Annotated in this window: 12 protein-coding genes; all 12 read left to right on the forward strand. The window is 74.2% G+C overall.

All coding sequences use genetic code 11. The annotated features are described in order from the left end of the window. Nucleotides 1–278 precede the first annotated feature (278 nt). The 12 genes from ileS to ftsY all read left to right on the forward strand — a co-directional run bounded on the left by ileS (nucleotide 279) and on the right by ftsY (nucleotide 16,555). Nucleotides 279–3,560 (forward strand): isoleucine--tRNA ligase, encoded by a 3,282-nt coding sequence (gene ileS / locus J4E96_RS06045; protein WP_406620394.1) that lies wholly within the window; start codon nucleotides 279–281, stop codon nucleotides 3,558–3,560. Further along, a complete protein-coding gene (locus tag J4E96_RS06050; protein ID WP_227424869.1) occupies nucleotides 3,557–4,930 on the forward strand; it encodes a bifunctional folylpolyglutamate synthase/dihydrofolate synthase in 1,374 nt (457 codons plus the stop codon). Before ileS ends, J4E96_RS06050 begins: the two co-directional genes overlap by 4 nt. Before the next feature lie 200 nt (nucleotides 4,931–5,130). Then, nucleotides 5,131–6,126 (forward strand): dihydroxyacetone kinase subunit DhaK, encoded by a 996-nt coding sequence (gene dhaK / locus J4E96_RS06055; protein WP_227424870.1) that lies wholly within the window; start codon nucleotides 5,131–5,133, stop codon nucleotides 6,124–6,126. 36 nt (nucleotides 6,127–6,162) lie between these two features. Continuing rightward, nucleotides 6,163–6,819 carry a dihydroxyacetone kinase subunit DhaL gene (gene dhaL, locus J4E96_RS06060; protein ID WP_227424871.1) on the forward strand — a complete coding sequence of 219 codons (657 nt, stop codon included), beginning with the start codon at nucleotides 6,163–6,165 and terminating at the stop codon, nucleotides 6,817–6,819. After that, nucleotides 6,819–7,556: a dihydroxyacetone kinase phosphoryl donor subunit DhaM gene (gene dhaM / locus J4E96_RS06065; RefSeq protein ID WP_227424872.1), complete on the forward strand. Its 738-nt coding sequence runs from the start codon at nucleotides 6,819–6,821 to the stop codon at nucleotides 7,554–7,556. The genes dhaL and dhaM overlap by 1 nt, the downstream gene beginning before the upstream one ends. A gap of 87 nt (nucleotides 7,557–7,643) precedes the next feature. Beyond that, nucleotides 7,644–8,261 carry a TetR/AcrR family transcriptional regulator gene (locus J4E96_RS06070; protein WP_227424873.1) on the forward strand — a complete coding sequence of 206 codons (618 nt, stop codon included), beginning with the start codon at nucleotides 7,644–7,646 and terminating at the stop codon, nucleotides 8,259–8,261. A gap of 95 nt (nucleotides 8,262–8,356) precedes the next feature. Next, nucleotides 8,357–10,084, forward strand: coding sequence for an MDR family MFS transporter (locus J4E96_RS06075; protein ID WP_227424874.1), 1,728 nt, complete (start codon nucleotides 8,357–8,359; stop codon nucleotides 10,082–10,084). Nucleotides 10,085–10,093: 9 nt separating this feature from the next. Continuing rightward, on the forward strand, nucleotides 10,094–10,519 hold the full coding sequence (locus J4E96_RS06080) for a DUF4233 domain-containing protein (RefSeq protein WP_227424875.1): 426 nt from the start codon (nucleotides 10,094–10,096) through the stop codon (nucleotides 10,517–10,519). A gap of 10 nt (nucleotides 10,520–10,529) precedes the next feature. Further along, nucleotides 10,530–10,970 carry a nucleoside-diphosphate kinase gene (ndk, locus tag J4E96_RS06085; RefSeq protein WP_227424876.1) on the forward strand — a complete coding sequence of 147 codons (441 nt, stop codon included), beginning with the start codon at nucleotides 10,530–10,532 and terminating at the stop codon, nucleotides 10,968–10,970. Nucleotides 10,971–11,250: 280 nt separating this feature from the next. Beyond that, nucleotides 11,251–14,838, forward strand: a complete 3,588-nt coding sequence (smc, locus tag J4E96_RS06090) for a chromosome segregation protein SMC (protein WP_227424877.1) — start codon at nucleotides 11,251–11,253, stop codon at nucleotides 14,836–14,838. Between the two features lie 117 nt (nucleotides 14,839–14,955). Further along, nucleotides 14,956–15,312 carry a hypothetical protein gene (locus tag J4E96_RS06095; RefSeq protein WP_227424878.1) on the forward strand — a complete coding sequence of 119 codons (357 nt, stop codon included), beginning with the start codon at nucleotides 14,956–14,958 and terminating at the stop codon, nucleotides 15,310–15,312. Between the two features lie 43 nt (nucleotides 15,313–15,355). Then, nucleotides 15,356–16,555, forward strand: a complete 1,200-nt coding sequence (gene ftsY / locus J4E96_RS06100; RefSeq protein WP_227424879.1) for a signal recognition particle-docking protein FtsY — start codon at nucleotides 15,356–15,358, stop codon at nucleotides 16,553–16,555. The last annotated feature ends 4 nt before the right edge of the window (nucleotides 16,556–16,559 follow it).

The following is a 16,559-nucleotide window of genomic DNA, read 5'->3' on the forward strand; positions in this document are numbered from 1 at the left end:
ACGGGCGCCCGGTCGGCGCAGTACGATGGGCGCACAGGCACTGACCCGGCCATCACCGGCGAGCCTTCCGGAAGAACAGGACCGCACGGGTCCCCAGTAGAACCGGACGGGTGGCCCGTCACAGCCGGCTCGAGTGGTCGTCGCGACCACCCGCGGGGACCTCCCGTGGAGGCAGCGGCGGCAAGCGGGGTGGTACCGCGGTGGGTGGCGCTGTAGGCGTCGGCCGTCGTCCTCGTGGGCACGACGACGCGACGGACCGACCCAGGAGCCAGGCACAGATGGCCTACCCGATGCACCGACCCAGCGAGCCCACCGGTCCCGGCGACGACCCGGCCCTGCCGGCGTCCCCCGACCTGCCCGCCCTGGAGAAGGACGTGCTCGCCTACTGGGCGGCCGACGGCACGTTCCAGGCGTCGATCGACGCCCGGCCCGCCGGCGAGAACGGCGCGAACGAGTTCGTCTTCTACGACGGCCCCCCGTTCGCCAACGGGCTGCCGCACTACGGCCACCTGCTGACCGGGTACGCCAAGGACGTCGTCGGGCGCTACCAGACCCAGCGCGGTCGCCGCGTCGAGCGCCGCTTCGGCTGGGACACGCACGGGCTGCCGGCCGAGCTCGAGGCCGAGCGCATCCTCGGCATCACCGACAAGTCCCAGATCGACGAGATGGGCATCGCCGCGTTCAACGAGGTGTGCCGGTCCTCGGTGCTGAAGTACACCGACGAGTGGCAGGCCTACGTCACGCGCCAGGCGCGCTGGGTCGACTTCGACCACGACTACAAGACCCTTGACCTGTCCTACATGGAGTCGGTCATCTGGTCGTTCAAGCAGCTCTACGACAAGGGTCTGGCCTACGAGGGCTACCGCGTCCTGCCGTACTGCTGGCACGACGAGACGCCGCTGTCGAACCACGAGCTGCGCATGGACGACGACGTCTACCAGCAGCGCCAGGACCCGGCCGTGACGGTCGGGGTGCGCCTGGACAGCGGCGAGCTCGCCCTGCTGTGGACGACGACGCCCTGGACGCTCCCGTCCAACCTCGCCCTCGCCGTCGGCCCCGAGATCGAGTACGTCGTGGTCGCCCCCGCCGAGCAGAGCGCGCTCGCGGGCGACGTCGTGATCCTCGCTGCGGCGCGGCTGCCCGCGTTCGAGCGCGAGCTCGGCGCCGAGGCCCAGGTGCTGCGCACCGTGCTCGGGGCCGACCTCGTCGGCCGGGGGTACACCCCGCCCTTCGCCTACTTCGCCGACCCGGCCGCCCGGCCGGCGGCGCACCACGTGCTCGCCGCCGACTTCGTCACGACCGAGGACGGCACCGGGCTCGTGCACCTCGCGCCGGGCTTCGGCGAGGACGACATGGCCGTGTGCGGCGCCGCGGCGATCACCCCCGTGGTGCCCGTCGATTCGAAGGGCCGGTTCACCTCCGAGGTGCCCGACTACGCCGGGCTGCACGTGTTCGAGGCGAACAAGCCGATCATCGCCGACCTGAAGGCCGGCTCCGGCCCGCTCGCCGCGACGCCCGCCAACCGCCGCGCCGTGCTCGTGCGGCACGAGACCTACGAGCACTCCTACCCGCACTGCTGGCGGTGCCGGAACCCCCTGATCTACAAGGCGGTCTCGAGCTGGTTCGTGCGCGTGACGAGCTTCCGCGACCGCATGGTCGAGCTCAACCAGGACATCACCTGGGTGCCCGGCCACATCAAGGACGGCCAGTTCGGCAAGTGGCTCGAGGGCGCGCGCGACTGGTCGATCTCGCGCAACCGCTACTGGGGCACCCCGATCCCGATCTGGACCAGCGACGACCCGGCCTACCCGCGGATCGACGCCTACGGCTCGCTCGCCGAGCTCAAGGCCGACTTCGGGGTCGACGTCACGGACCTGCACCGGCCGTACATCGACGAGCTCACCCGGCCGAACCCGGACGACCCAACGGGCGCCTCGACGATGCGCCGCATCAGCGACGTGCTCGACGTGTGGTTCGACTCGGGGTCGATGCCCTACGCCCAGGTGCACTACCCGTTCGAGAACACGCAGTGGTTCGCCGACCACTTCCCGGGCGACTTCATCACCGAGTACATCGGCCAGACGCGCGGCTGGTTCTACCTGCTGCACGTGCTCTCGACCGCGATCTTCGATAAGCCGGCGTTCCGGACCGCCGTCTCGCACGGCATCGTGCTCGGCTCCGACGGCCGCAAGATGAGCAAGTCGCTGCGCAACTACCCGGACGTCAGCGAGGTGTTCGACCGCGACGGCTCGGACGCGATGCGGTGGTTCCTGATGGCGTCGCCGATCCTGCGCGGCGGCAACCTCGTGGTGACCGAGGAGGGCATCCGGGAGAACGTGCGCCAGGTCATGCTGCCGCTGTGGAGCACCTGGTACTTCTTCACGCTCTACGCGGGCGCCGCGAACGGCGGGGCCGGGCTCACCGCGCGCACCGTCACGGCCGACGACGTCGCCGGGCTGGCCACGATGGACCGGTACCTGCTCGCGCGCACGCGCGACCTCGTCCGGGTCGTGACGGCCCAGCTCGATGCGTACGACGTGCCCGGAGCGTGCGAGAGCGTGCGCGAGCACCTCGACGTCCTGACGAACTGGTACGTGCGCACGTCGCGGCAGCGGTTCTGGGACGAGGACCCAGCGGCGTTCAACACGCTGTACACGGCGCTCGAGGTGCTCACGCGGGTGATGGCGCCGCTCGCGCCGCTGCTCACGGAGGAGATCTGGCGCGGGCTGACGGGCGGGCGCAGCGTGCACCTGACCGACTGGCCGTCCGTCGACGAGCTGCCCGGGACCGACACCGCCGACCTTTCGGACGCCGAGCTCGTCGAGGCGATGGACCGCGGGCGCGCGATCTGCTCGACCGGGCTCGGGCTGCGCAAGGCGCACTCCCTGCGCGTGCGCCAGCCGCTGCGGACGCTGCGCGTCGCGGTCGATCGTCCGGCCGCGCTCGCGCAGTTCACCGCGCTGATCGCGGGCGAGCTCAACGTCCGCGAGGTCGTGCTGCTCGACGTCGCCGCGGCGAGCGCGAGCGAGTACGGCGTCTCGTCCCAGCTGAGCGTGAACGCGCGCGCCGCCGGCCCACGGCTCGGCCGGGGCGTCCAGGACGCGATCCGCGCGGCCAAGTCTGGCGCCTGGGAGCAGCTCCCCGACGGCTCCGTGGTCGTCACCACCGCCGCCGGGCCGGTGCCGCTGCTCGCGAGCGAGTACGAGCTGCGCACGGTCGTGGACAAGCGCGACGGCGACGAGATCGCCGCGGCGATCCTGCCCGGAGCGGGCTTCGTCGTGCTCGACCTGGGCCTGGACGACGCCCTGCGCGCCGAGGGCTATGCGCGCGACGTCGTCCGCGCGGTCCAGGACGCCCGCAAGGCGGCCGGCCTGCACGTCGCCGACCGCATCCGGCTCACCCTCGGCGTGCCCGCGCCCTGGCGCGCGGCGGTCGACGAGCACGCCGCGCTCATCACCAAGGAGACCCTCGCGATGGACCTGGTTGTCACGGACACACCCGCCGCCGAGCTGACCGTCGCGGTCGAGCCGTTCGCGGCGGCGGCCGGGGCGTCGGCATGACCCGCGCCGACCGCCAGCGCCGCGACGTCGAGCGGGCCGCCGACGAGGCGGCCAAGGAGGTCTACCAGGCGATCCTGTCCCGGGCACCCGAACACGACTTCGAGCCCACGCTCGACCGCGTGCTCGCCGTGTGCGACCTGCTCGGCGACCCGCAGAAGGCGTTCCGCACGGTGCACGTGACCGGCACGAACGGCAAGACCTCGACGTCCCGCATGGTCGACCGGCTCGTGCGCGAGCACGGCCTGCGCACCGGCCGGTTCACGAGCCCGCACCTGACCAGCGTGCGCGAGCGGATCGCGATCGACGGCGAGCCGATCAGCGCCGAGCGGTTCGTGGAGATCTGGCAGGACGTCGCGCCCTACGTGCACCTGGTCGACACCAAGTCGGCCGCCGAGGGCGGCGCGCGGATGAGCTTCTTCGAGGTGCTCACCGTGATGGCGTTCGCGGCGTTCGCGGACGCGCCCATCGACGTCGCGATCATCGAGGTCGGGATGGGCGGCGCGTGGGACGCGACCAACGTCGTCGACGGCGAGGTCGCGATCATCGCGCCGATCGCGCTGGACCACGAGCGCTGGCTGGGCCACGACCTCGTCTCGATCGCGGGGGAGAAGGCCGGCATCATCAAGGACGGCGCGAGCGTCGTGATGGCGGTGCAGCACGAGGACGTCGAGGGCGTGCTGCTCGCCGCGGCCGCCGCCAAGGGCGCCCGGGTCGTGCGCGAGGGCGTCGACATCGACGTGACCGAGCGCGCCGTCGCCGTCGGCGGGCAGCTGGTCTCGCTCAAGGGGCTCGGCGGCATCTACACCGAGGTGTTCCTGCCGCTGTACGGCGCGCACCAGGCGCACAACGCGCTCCTCGCGCTCGTCGCGACCGAAGCACTCATCACGGGCGGCGCGGCGCTCGACGGCGACGTCGTCGGCGCGGCGTTCGCCGACGTCGACTCGCCCGGCCGGCTCGAGGTGCTGCGCTCGAGCCCGACGATCATCGTCGACGCCGCGCACAACCCCGCGGGGGTCGAGGCGCTGGTCGAGGCCGTCGAGGAGGCGTTCGAGTTCACGCGCCTCGTCGGGGTCGTCGGCGTGCTCGAGGACAAGGACGCCGAGCAGGTGCTCGCGGGGCTCGAGCCGCTGCTCGCGGAGGTCGTGATCACCCGCTCGTCGTCGCCGCGCTCGCTCGACGTGAACGACCTGGCCGAGATCGCCGTCGACGTGTTCGGCGAGGACCGCGTGCACATCGCGGAGCAGCTGACGGACGCGCTCGACCTCGCGGTGCAGCGCGCCGAGGAGGTCGAGCAGTACGGCGCGGGCGTGCTCGTGACCGGCTCGATCACGATGGTCGCCGACGTGCGGATCCTGCTCGGCCGCGGCTGACGCGCCCGGCCGGCGGGCCGCGCGCGGTGCCACCTGAACGGATGTGCACAAGTGCTGCACGAGTTCCCCTTGACGGCGCATCCGGGCCCAGCGAGGGTGAGCACCAGGTGGGCGACCACCGCCGGTCTGACCAGGCGCGTCATCGTCGACGTGCGGCAACGGAGCCGATCGCAACGCGTCGGCAGGGAAGGATGTGCAGGGTGAAGAAGCTGATCAACGACCCCCAGGCTGTGGTCAAGGAGACGATCGAGGGCTTCGGCTGGGCGCACGCCGACATCGTCTCGGTGAGCATCGACCCGGACTTCGTGTCCCGCGCCGGCGGCGCGGTCGCCGGGAAGGTGGGCCTGGTCTCGGGCGGCGGGAGCGGCCACGAGCCGCTGCACGCGGGCTTCGTCGGCGTCGGGATGCTCGACGCCGCGGTGCCCGGCGCCGTCTTCACCTCGCCGACCCCCGACCAGATCGCGCCCGCGTTCGCCGCGGCCAACGGCGGCGCGGGCGTGCTCGCGATCGTCAAGAACTACACCGGCGACGTGCTCAACTTCGAGACCGCCGTCGAGCTCGCAGAGGCCGACGACATCGAGGTCGCGACGGTGATCGTCAACGACGACGTCGCCGTCGAGGACTCGCTGTACACGGCGGGCCGGCGCGGGGTCGCGGGCACGGTCCTGGTCGAGAAGATCGCCGGTGCCTCGGCCGAGCGCGGGGACGACCTGGCGGCGGTCACCGCCATCGCGCAGCGCGTGAACACGAACGCCAAGTCGATGGGCGTCGCGCTGACCGCCTGCATCGTCCCGCACGCGGGGGAGCCGAGCTTCGACCTGCCCGAGGACGAGATCGAGATCGGCATCGGCATCCACGGCGAGCCCGGCCGGCGGCGCATCCCGCTCGCGAGCGCCGACGACATCACCGAGATGCTGCTCACCCCCGTCGCCGACGACCTGGCGCTCGCCGCCGGCGAGGACGTGCTGCTGTTCGTCAACGGCATGGGCGGCACCCCCGCCTCGGAGCTGTACATCGTCTATCGTCAAGCCCGCAAGCTCCTCGAGGCGCGGGGCGTGAAAGTGACCCGATCTCTGGTCGGCAACTACGTGACCTCGCTCGAGATGCAGGGTGCGTCCGTCACGGTGCTGCGGCTCGACTCCGAGCTGACGGCATTGTGGGACGCTCCTGTGCACACGGCGGCGCTGCGCTGGTGACGGTGGGCGCCTGACGACGACTGGGAAAAGAGCAGCATGACGGTTGATGTGGCGTGGGCGATCGGCTGGACCCGGGCGACGGCGGAGCGCGTGATCGCCCGCCGGGCCGAGCTCAACGGGCTCGACCGGCAGATCGGGGACGGCGACCACGGTGAGAACCTCGCCCGGGGGTTCACCGCGGTCGTCGCCCGGCTCGACGCGCTCGAGGAGGAGCCGGCGGCGATCGGCGACGTCCTCAAGCTCATCGCGACGACGCTGATGTCGACGGTCGGCGGCGCGGCCGGGCCCCTGTACGGCACCGCCTACCTGCGGGCCGCGAAGGTGACCGGCTCGCCGACGCTCGACTCGCGCGCCGTCGTCGCGATGCTCGAGGCCGGCCTCGAGGGCATCGTCGCGCGCGGCAAGGCGACCACGGGGGAGAAGACGATGGTGGACGCGTGGGCGCCCGCCGTCGAGGCCGCCGTCGCGGCGACGGACGCGGGGGCGGAGCCCGCAGCGGTGCTCGCCGCCGCGGCGACGGCGGCCGAGGCCGGCGTCGCCGCGACGATCCCGCTCGTGGCGACCAAGGGCCGGGCGAGCTACCTCGGCGAGCGCAGCGCGGGGCACCAGGACCCAGGCGCGACCTCGACGGCGATCGTGCTGCGCGCGGCGGCCGACGCCGCCGTCGATGTCGTGACGCAGAGCCGGGCGTAGTGGCCGCCCCGGAGGAGCCGTTGGCTGCCGTCGCCCTCCTGCTGGTCTCGCACTCGCGCGCCCTCGCGCAGGGAACGGTCGAGCTGGCCGCGCAGATGGCGCCGAACGTGCTGCTCGTCGACGCCGGCGGCCTGCCCGACGGCGGCCTCGGCACGAGCTTCGATGGCATCTCGGCGGGGCTCGACGAGGCGGCGGGCAACGGCCGCTCCGTGGTCGTGCTCACCGACCTCGGCTCGGCCCTGCTGACCACGGAGTCGGTGCTCGAGTTCGCCGCGGACGACGTCGCGGCGCGCGTCCGGCTCGCGGACGCCCCGTTCGTCGAGGGCGCCGTCGCGGCCGCGGTCTCGGCCGCCGGCAACGCCGGGCTCGAGGGCGTGCTCGCGGCCGCCGAGAAGGCGGGCGCGGGCTTCGCCGGATCGCGCCCCGCCGCGCCGGCCGCCGTCGGCGCAACCGACCCGGGTGTCGGGCGTGCCCCGGTGCCCGTCCTGCGGGCGAGCGCAGTGCTGCGCAACCCGCTCGGGCTGCACGCCCGGCCCGCGGCCCAGCTCGCCCGGACGGCCGCGAGCTTCGACGCCGCGGTGACCGTCAACGGCGTGGATGGGGCCAGCGTGCTCGAGCTGATCGGGCTCGGCGCGGTCGGCGGGCAGCCGCTCGCCGTCACCGCCTCCGGTCCCCAGGCCCGCGCGGCGCTCTCGGCGGTCGTCGCCGAGATCGAGGAGGGCTTCGGCGAGGCGTAGCCGCCGGGCGCGGGGGCGCGCGGGTGAACTTGCAGTTGATGCAGATATGCACTCGCTGAAATTCTGCATCAGGTGTAGGTTTTTCCGGTGCCCACGACCACGCCGCTCACCGCCCCGCCCGCCGGGCTACGCGAGCGCAAGAAGGCCGCCCGCCGCGCGGCGCTGACGGACGCGGCGCTCCACCTCGTCCAGCGCGACGGACTCGACCGGGCCACCGTCGAGGCGATCTGCGCTGAGGCGGGCGTGTCGCCGCGCACGTTCTTCAACTACTTCGCGTCCAAGGACGATGCGGTGCTCGGCATCCCGGGAACCGCCCTCGACGACGACGCCGCCGAGACCTTTGCGTCGGGCGGTCCGACCGGCCGGCTCATGCCGGACGTCGTGGCGCTCGTGCACAGCGTGCTGGCCGGGCCGATGCACGACGGCGCGCGCCACCGGCGCATCCTCGAGGTCGTGCAGCGCGAGCCCCGGCTCGTCGTCCGCCAGATCGCCTGGCTCGAGCAGGTCCGGCTCACGGTCGAGGGCCTCACGCGCCGCCGGCTCGGCCCCGCAGCGACCGCCGAACGCGTCCAGCTCGTCGGTGTCCTGGTCCTGGTCATCACCCGCACCGCGCACGCGCGGCGCGAGGACTCGGCCGGCGGGCCGACGCACGACCACGCCAGCGACGTCGTCGTCGAGCTGCGGGACCTCCTCGGCGAGACCTGACCCGACCGCCCGGCCGGAACGAGACCCGGCAGCCCCCATAACCCCGGCAACGGCGCCGTCACCCCGCACCATCCACCCGTTGAATGAGGACCCTGATGACCGCCGCCGCACCGCCCCTGACCCCGGGCAAGCCCCTGATCGTGCTGACCCAGCGCACGGTGTGGGTGATCTTCAGCGCGTTGATGGCGAGCATGTTCATGTCGTCGCTCGACCAGTCGATCGTCGGCACGGCGATGCCCACGATCGTCGGCGAGCTCGACGGCGTCGCGCACCAGGGCTGGGTCATCACCGCCTACATCCTCGCGATCGCGATCGTGATGCCGCTGTACGGCAAGTTCGGCGACCTGTGGGGCCGGCGCTACCCGTTCCTCATCGCGATCGGGCTGTTCACGGTCGCGTCCGCGGGCGCCGGCTTCGCCCAGAGCTTCGGCGAGCTCGTCGTCTGGCGCGGCGTTCAGGGCCTCGGCGGCGGCGGGCTGATGATCCTGTCGCAGGCGATCATCGCCGACATCGTGCCGGCCAAGGACCGCGGCAAGTACATGGGCCCGATGGGGGCGCTCTTCGGCGTCTCCGCGGTGATCGGGCCGCTGCTCGGCGGCTTCTTCACCGAGGGCCTCGACTGGCGCTGGTGCTTCTGGATCAACATCCCGATCGGCATCGCGGCGTTCGTCGTCGCCTGGAAGACCCTCACCCTGCCGAGCCACCGGTCGAACCGCAGGCTCGACGTCGCCGGGATCTTCCTGCTGGTCGTCGCCACCTCCGGCCTCGTGCTCGCCACGAGCTGGCAGAGCTGGTCGGGCAACGCGGACTACGACTGGGCCGATCTCGGCCTGCTCGCGCTCGTCGGCGGGACGCTCGTCGCGGCCGTCGCGTTCGTTTTCGTCGAGCAGCGGGCGCAGGAGCCGGTCCTGCCGCTGCACCTGTTCACGAACCCCACCTTCGCGATCGCGACCTCGGTCAGCCTCGTGATCGGCATGGGCATGTTTGCCGCGCTCGGCTTCCTGCCGCTGTTCCTGCAGATGGCCACCGGCGCGGGCGTGACCGAGTCGGGCTTCCTCATGCTGCCGATGATGGCGGGCGTCATGCTCACGGCGATCGGGTCGGGCATCGCGATCACCCGCACCGGGCGGTACCGGATCTTCCCGATCGTCGGGATGGCCCTGGCGACCGGCGGGCTGATCTGGCTCACGCAACTCACGGGCGACATCACGATGCTGCTGTTCGGGATCATGATCTTCGTGCTCGGCGCGGGCCTCGGCCTCGTGATGCAGACGGTCGTGCTGGCCGTGCAGAACTCGGTCGACCCGGGCGAGATCGGCACCGCGACCAGCGCGAGCAACTTCTTCCGCGAGATCGGCGCGGCGGTGGGCACGGCGCTCTTCAGCACGATCTTCGTCTCCCGGCTCGAGGTCAACCTCGGCGACGTGTTCGCCGGGGTGCCGGCGGGCGCGGCGGCGAGCACGTCGGGGCTGACCCCGGCGCTGGTCGCGGAGCTGCCCGAGCCGCTGCACACCGGCGTCGTGGACGCCTACGCGCAGGCCCTCGCGCCCGCGTTCTGGTACCTCGTCCCTCTGCTGGCGATCGGCTTCGTGCTCACGCTCTTCCTGCGCGAGGTCGCGCTGTCCGACGTCGCCGGGATGGTCGCGCGCGGCGAGGCCGTGGCCAGCCACGGCGACCTCGTCGAGGGATCGCCGGCCGAGCTCGCGGTCGTGACGACCGCGGACCTCAAGGTGGCGGACGGGACCGACGACACCGCCGACGATCGCCTGCCCGGCGCCGACGATCCCCGGGTCGCCGCCGCCGGCTGGGCCGGACCTGGGTAGCCTGCACGCATGAGCACAGCAGCGAGCAGCGCACCCACGGCCCGCCGCCGGTCGGCGCGGCACACGTTCGCGGCGACGATGCTCGTGCTCGAGGCGTTCGCGGTCTTCTTCGCCACGCTCGTCGTCTTCGCCCTGCAGATGGCCCCCGCCGCGGTGGTGTGGGCCGTCGGCGGCGCGCTCGCCGTGACTCTCGTGCTGGCGTCGGGCCTGCTGCGCCGCCCGGGCGGCTACGTCGCGGGCAGCGTCGTACAGGCAGTGGTGCTGGCGGCCTCGATCGCGCTGTTCGGCGCGCCGATCGACGACGCGGCGTTCGTGGCGGGCACGACACTCGTCGTCGCCCTCGTGTTCGTCGGGCTGTGGGTGGCGGCGCTACGACTGGGCGGCCGGATCGATCGCGAGCGGGCCGAGTGGGACGCGGCGCACCCGGCCGGTTAGGGTCTGCGGCATGAGCGATCTGACATCCCCCCCGGCCGAGCGCACCCTCATCCTCGTCAAGCCCGACGGCGTGGCCCGCGGCCTCGCGGGCGAGATCCTGCGCCGGGTCGAGGCCAAGGGCTACTCCCTCGTGGCCGTCGAGCTGCGCACCGCCTCCGCCGAGCTGCTCGGCGCCCACTACGCCGAGCACGAGGGCAAGCCGTTCTACCCGCCGCTCGTCGAGTTCATGGCGTCCGGCCCGGTGCTGGCCGTCGTCGCCGAGGGGCAGCGCGTCATCGAGGGCTTCCGTGCGCTCGCCGGCACGACCGACCCGTCCAGCGCGGCGCCGGGGACGATCCGGGGCGACCTCGGCCGCGACTGGGGCCTGAAGGTCCAGCAGAATCTCGTGCACGGCTCCGACTCCCCGGAGTCCGCCGCCCGCGAGATCGCGCTCTGGTTCCCCGCGCTGTAGTCCACCGCCCCGGCCGAGCCGCCACCGAGCGGTCCGTCCGCTCGGTTCTCCGTTCGGTCCGGGCGCGCGTGTGGGCGTTCTGCTCTCGGCGCCGCGCGTGTGGGCGTTCGGTCCCCTGAATGCGGTCCGGACCAGCAGATCGTCCACACGAGCGGGCTCACGAGCAGAACGCCCACACTCGCCTGCTCCTCCCGTGCCCGTGCCCGGGCCCGTGCCCGGGCAGCGGGCCGTTTACCGCGGGTCGAACGGGGGCCGGGCCTGCGCCATTAGGCTGGCGCGCGTGCACCTGAAGACACTCACGCTCCGCGGGTTCAAGTCGTTCGCCTCGGCGACGACGCTGAACTTCGAGCCGGGCGTGACGTGCGTCGTCGGGCCGAACGGCTCCGGCAAGTCGAACGTCGTCGACGCGCTGGCCTGGGTGATGGGGGAGCAGGGCGCCAAGTCGCTGCGTGGCGGCAAGATGGAAGACGTCATCTTCGCCGGCACCGCTGGCCGGCCGCCGCTCGGCCGCGCGGAGGTCGCGCTGACGATCGACAACTCCGACGGCGCGCTGCCGATCGAGTACACCGAGGTCACGATCTCGCGGACGCTGTTCCGCAACGGCGGCTCCGAGTACGCGATCAACGGGTCCTCGTGCCGCCTGCTCGACATCCAGGACCTGCTCTCGGACTCCGGCCTCGGCCGCGAGATGCACGTCATCGTCGGCCAGGGCCAGCTCGACGCGGTCCTGCGCGCGACGCCCGAGGAGCGACGCGGCTTCATCGAGGAGGCCGCCGGGGTCCTCAAGCACCGCAAGCGCAAGGACAAGGCGCTGCGCAAGCTCGACGCGATGCAGGCCAACCTGACCCGCCTGGGCGATCTCACGCACGAGATCCGCCGCCAGCTCGGCCCGCTCGGCAGGCAGGCCGAGGTCGCCCGCCGCGCCCAGGTGGTGCAGGCCGACTTCCGGGACGCCCGCGCCCGGCTCCTCGCCGACGACCTGACCCAGCTCAGCGCGACGCTCGAGCAGGAGAACGCCGACGAGTCCGCCGTCCGCCTGCGCCGGGCGGAGGTCGAGCAGGCGCTGACGGCCGTGCGCGGCCGGCTCGCCGAGCTCGAAGGCGTCGCGGCGCAGGCCGCGCCCCAGCTGTCCGAGGCGAGCGAGACCTGGTACCGGCTGTCCTCGCTGCGCGAGCGGCTGCGGGGCACCTCGACGCTCGCGTCCGAGCGGCTGCGGCTGCTCGGTGCGCCGACCGCCCCGGCGGAGCGCGGCGGAAATCCGGCCGACCTCGACGCGCAGGCCGAGCGTGTGCGCGCCGCGGAGGTCGAGCTCGGCGCCGAGGTCGACCTCGCTCGGACCGCCCTCGCCGCCGCGGTCGCCGCGCGGCAGGAGGCGGAGGCCGCCGCGGCCGACGCCGAACGCCAGCTCGCGACGAGCCTGCGCGGGGCCGCCGACCGGCGCGAAGGCCTGGCCCGGCTCGCCGGCCAGGTCGCGGCCCGCCGCAGCCGGATCGAGGCCACCGAGAACGAGCTGGGGCGGCTGCGGCAGACCCTCGCCGAGGCCGAGCAGCGCGGCGCGACGGCGGCCGCGGACTTCGCCGCCCTCGAGTCGCACGTGGCCGGCGCGGAGGAGGGCGAGGAGGGCCTCGACTGGGCGCACGAGGCCGCAGCCGACGCCGTCGAGCAGTCCGCCGCGGCCGTGGCCGCCGTGCGCGAGCGGCTCGCCGCCGCCGAGCGGGACCGCGCGTCGGTCTCGGCGCGCATCGAGACGCTCGAGCTCAGCCTGATCCGCAAGGACGGCGCGGGTGCGCTACTTGCGGCCGACGACCTCGTCGGCACCCTGGGCTCGGTCGCCGCGCTGCTGTCCATCACCGCCGGCAGCGAGGACGCGATCGCCGCCGCGCTCGGCTCGGCCGCCGACGCCGTCGCGGTCGAGTCCGTCGACGCGGCGGTCGACGCGATCCGGTGGCTGCGCACCGACGACGCCGGTCGCGCGAGCCTGCTCGTGGGCGCCGGTCCGGGGGGCGCCGGAGCCGACCCCGAGGCCGAGGCGGCGGCCCCGGCCGGCGCGGACCGCGCCGTCGACCTCGTGCGTGCGCCCGAGAGCGTGCGCGCCGCGGTCCGGGCGCTGCTCGCGGGCGTCGTCGTCGTCGACGACCTCGCGGCCGCGCGGGCGATCGTCGCGGCCCACCCCGACCTGACCGTCGCCACGCGCGGCGGGGACCTGCTGTCCGGGACCCTGGCCTCGGGCGGCTCGGCGACGGCGCCAAGCGTGCTGCACCTGCAGGCCGCGCTCGACGGCGCCCGGACCGCCCTCGCCGACGCCGTCGCGCGCCGCGACCGCGCGCGCGACGAGCTCGAGCCGGCGGCCGCGGCCGAGGCCGCGGCGCGCGCCCGATTCGACGAGACGCTCGACCGGCTTAACCAGTCCGACGCCGCGCTCGCGGCGGTCGCGGAACAGCTCGGCCAGCTCGGCGCGGCCGCGCGCTCCGCCCGTGCGGAGGCCGACCGCGTGCAGGCGTCGCTGGCCGCCGCCGCGGCGTCGCTCGCGGCCGACCAGAGCGAGCTGCTCGAGCTCGCCGCGCGGCTCGCCGCGGCCGAGACCGAACCCGCCCAGGCCGAGGCGGCGATCGCGGCCGGGACGCTCGACCGCGACCGGTGCGCCGAGCTCGCCACCGCCGCCCGCGGGCGGGAGACGGACGCGCGCCTGACCCTGCGCACGAGCGAGGAGCGCGCCCGTGCCCTGGCCGGGCGGGCGCAGTCGCTCGAGCGGGCCGCCCAGGCCGAGCGCGCGGCCCAGGCCCGGGCCGCCGAGCGCGAGCGCGTCCGTGCCCGGCAGGCCCACCTCGCCGAGGCGGTCCGCCAGGGTGCGGTTCAGACGCTCGCCGCGCTCGACCGGTCGCTGCAGCGGGCCGGCGCCGACCGGGAGGCCGCCGAGGCCGCGCGCGCGGACCGCGACGCCGCACTGGTCGCGCTGCGCGCCGAGACCGACCTGCTCGCGCGCCAGCTCAGCGAGCTGACCGACGTCGCGCACCGCGACGAGGTCGCGCGCGCGCAGCAGCTCCTGCGCATCGAGCAGCTGCAGGCGCGCGCCGTCGACGACCTCGGGCTGGACCCGCAGGTGCTCATGGAGGAGTTCGGGCCGCACCGCGACATCCCCGTCCTGACCCGGCCCGAGCCGGGCGCGGAGCCCGCCGCACCGGTGCCGTACGTGCGGGCCGAGCAGGAGAAGCGGCTCCGCGCCGCCGAGCGCGCGCTCGCGCTGCTCGGCCGGGTCAACCCGCTGGCGCTCGAGGAGTTCGCGGCGCTCGAGGAGCGGCACAAGTTCCTCACCGACCAGCTCGCCGACCTCAAGAAGTCCCGCTCGGACCTGCTCGAGATCGTCCGCGAGATCGACGCCCGGGTCGAGCAGGTCTTCGCCGACGCCTACCGCGACACGGCCGCGCAGTTCGAGATCGTGTTCCCCCGGCTGTTCCCGGGCGGCGAGGGGCACCTCGTGCTCACCGAGCCGGGCCAGATGCTCACGACCGGCATCGAGGTCGAGGCGCGCCCGGCCGGGAAGAAGGTCAAGCGCCTGTCGCTGCTGTCCGGCGGCGAGCGGTCGCTGACGGCCGTCGCGCTCCTGGTGGCGATCTTCAAGGCCCGGCCGAGCCCGTTCTACGTGATGGACGAGGTCGAGGCGGCGCTCGACGACGCCAACCTCGGCCGGCTGCTCGAGCTGTTCGCGGAGCTGCGCGAGGACAGCCAGCTCATCGTCGTGACGCACCAGAAGCGCACGATGGAGATCGCGGACGCCCTGTACGGGGTCACGATGCGCGGCGACGGCGTGACGACCGTGATCAGCCAGCGCATGCGCGAGGACAGCGCGCTGCCGTCGCTGCGGCGGTAGCCGCGGCGGAGCGGCCGCGCGCGACCGGCCGGCGTGCCCGTGTGAAAGTTTGGTGCCCATCGCGGCGACGCGCGGGGCGTGTCTGGACCGTGGCGCGAGACCTGGGAGAATCGCTGCATGATCTCGCTCCTCGTCTGGACCTTCGTCGCCCTCGCCGCCGCCGCCATCGTCATGATCGTCGCCGGCGTGAACAGTGGTCCGTCGGGCGGAGCGCGCGGGTTCATCCGCGACCTGCGGGCCGGGCTCGCGACGTGGCGCGGGCGCGGAACCGCCGCGCCGGCCGAGGTGGTCTCCGACGAGCCGGTCGACGCGACGTTCGACGAGTTCTTCGCCGCCGCCGAGGTGGACGACGAGCCCTACCTCCAGCTCGACGACCTCACCGACACCCTGACCTGGGCCCGCGACCACGCGTCCCGCGCGACGCGCGCCGGTCGCGACGCCGCGAGCCGCAGCGCGAACCTCGTGCGGCGCTGAGCTCGCCTGCCACCTGCGCGTCCGCTCCTGACACACTGACCCGGTGAACGAGACCCTCGAGCTTCTCCTTGCCATCGGCCTGCCGACCCTTGCCGCGGTCGGCGTCGGTGCCGCGTTCGTCGCGCGCCGCCGGGGCGGGCCGACGCCGCCCACCCCGGGTAGGCCCGGCGACGGCGGGCGCGCCGCGACGGCCGTGCTGGACCCGGCCGCACCCGCGCTCGCCGCCCCGACGGCCGCCGCCGCGGTCGAGGTCGCCCCCGAGGCCGAGGCGCCCGCGGCGGCCCCCGCGCTCGAGGTCCCGGAGCCCGTCGTCGGCCGCCTCGCGCGCCTGCGCGGCCGGCTCGCCGGTTCGGGCTCGCCGCTCGGGGCCCGGCTCCTCGCGGTGCTCTCGCGCGATCACCTGACGGAGGACGACTGGGACGAGCTCGAGGAGACGTTGCTGCTCGCCGACGTCGGCGCGGGTCCGTCGGCCGAGCTCATCGCGGACCTGCGCACCGCGGTGCGGGTCGCGGGGGTGCGCGAGCCCGCGGCGGTGCGGGCGTTGCTGCGCGAGAAGCTCATCGCGCTCGTCGACCCGGCACTGGACCGGTCCCTCGCCACGGCGCCCGTCATCGGGGCGGACGGCCTGCGCCGGCCCGCCGTGCTGCTCGTCGTCGGGGTAAACGGCACGGGCAAGACCACGACCGTGGGCAAGCTTGCCCGCGTGCTGGTGGCGCAGGGGAGCACGGTCGTGCTCGGCGCGGCCGACACCTTCCGGGCGGCGGCCGCCGAGCAGCTCGCGACGTGGGGCGCGCGGGTGGGGGTGCCGACGGTGCGGTCCGACCGGGACGGCGCCGACCCGGCAGCGGTCGCGTTCGACGCGGTGCGCACCGGCCGTGACACGGGGGCCGACGTCGTGCTCGTCGACACCGCGGGCCGCCTGCAGAACAAGGCCGGACTGATGGACGAGCTCGGCAAGATCATCCGCGTGATCACGCGGGAGGCGCCCCTGAGCGAGGTGCTCTTGGTGCTGGACGCCACGACGGGTCAGAACGGCCTCAACCAGGCCCGGGTGTTCGCCGAGGTGGCGGGCGTCACCGGCATCGTGCTGACCAAGCTCGACGGCACCGCGAAGGGCGGCATCGTCATCGCCGTCCAGCGCGAGCTCGGCGTGCCCGTCAAGCTCATCGGTCTCGGCGAGGGGCCGGACGACCTCGCGCCGTTCGACGCCGCCGCGTTCGTCGACGGTCTGCTCGGGGACTGACCGC

It is taken from the genome of Pengzhenrongella sicca, from assembly GCF_017569225.1.
In the GTDB taxonomy this organism is placed as follows: domain Bacteria; phylum Actinomycetota; class Actinomycetes; order Actinomycetales; family Cellulomonadaceae; genus Pengzhenrongella; species Pengzhenrongella sicca.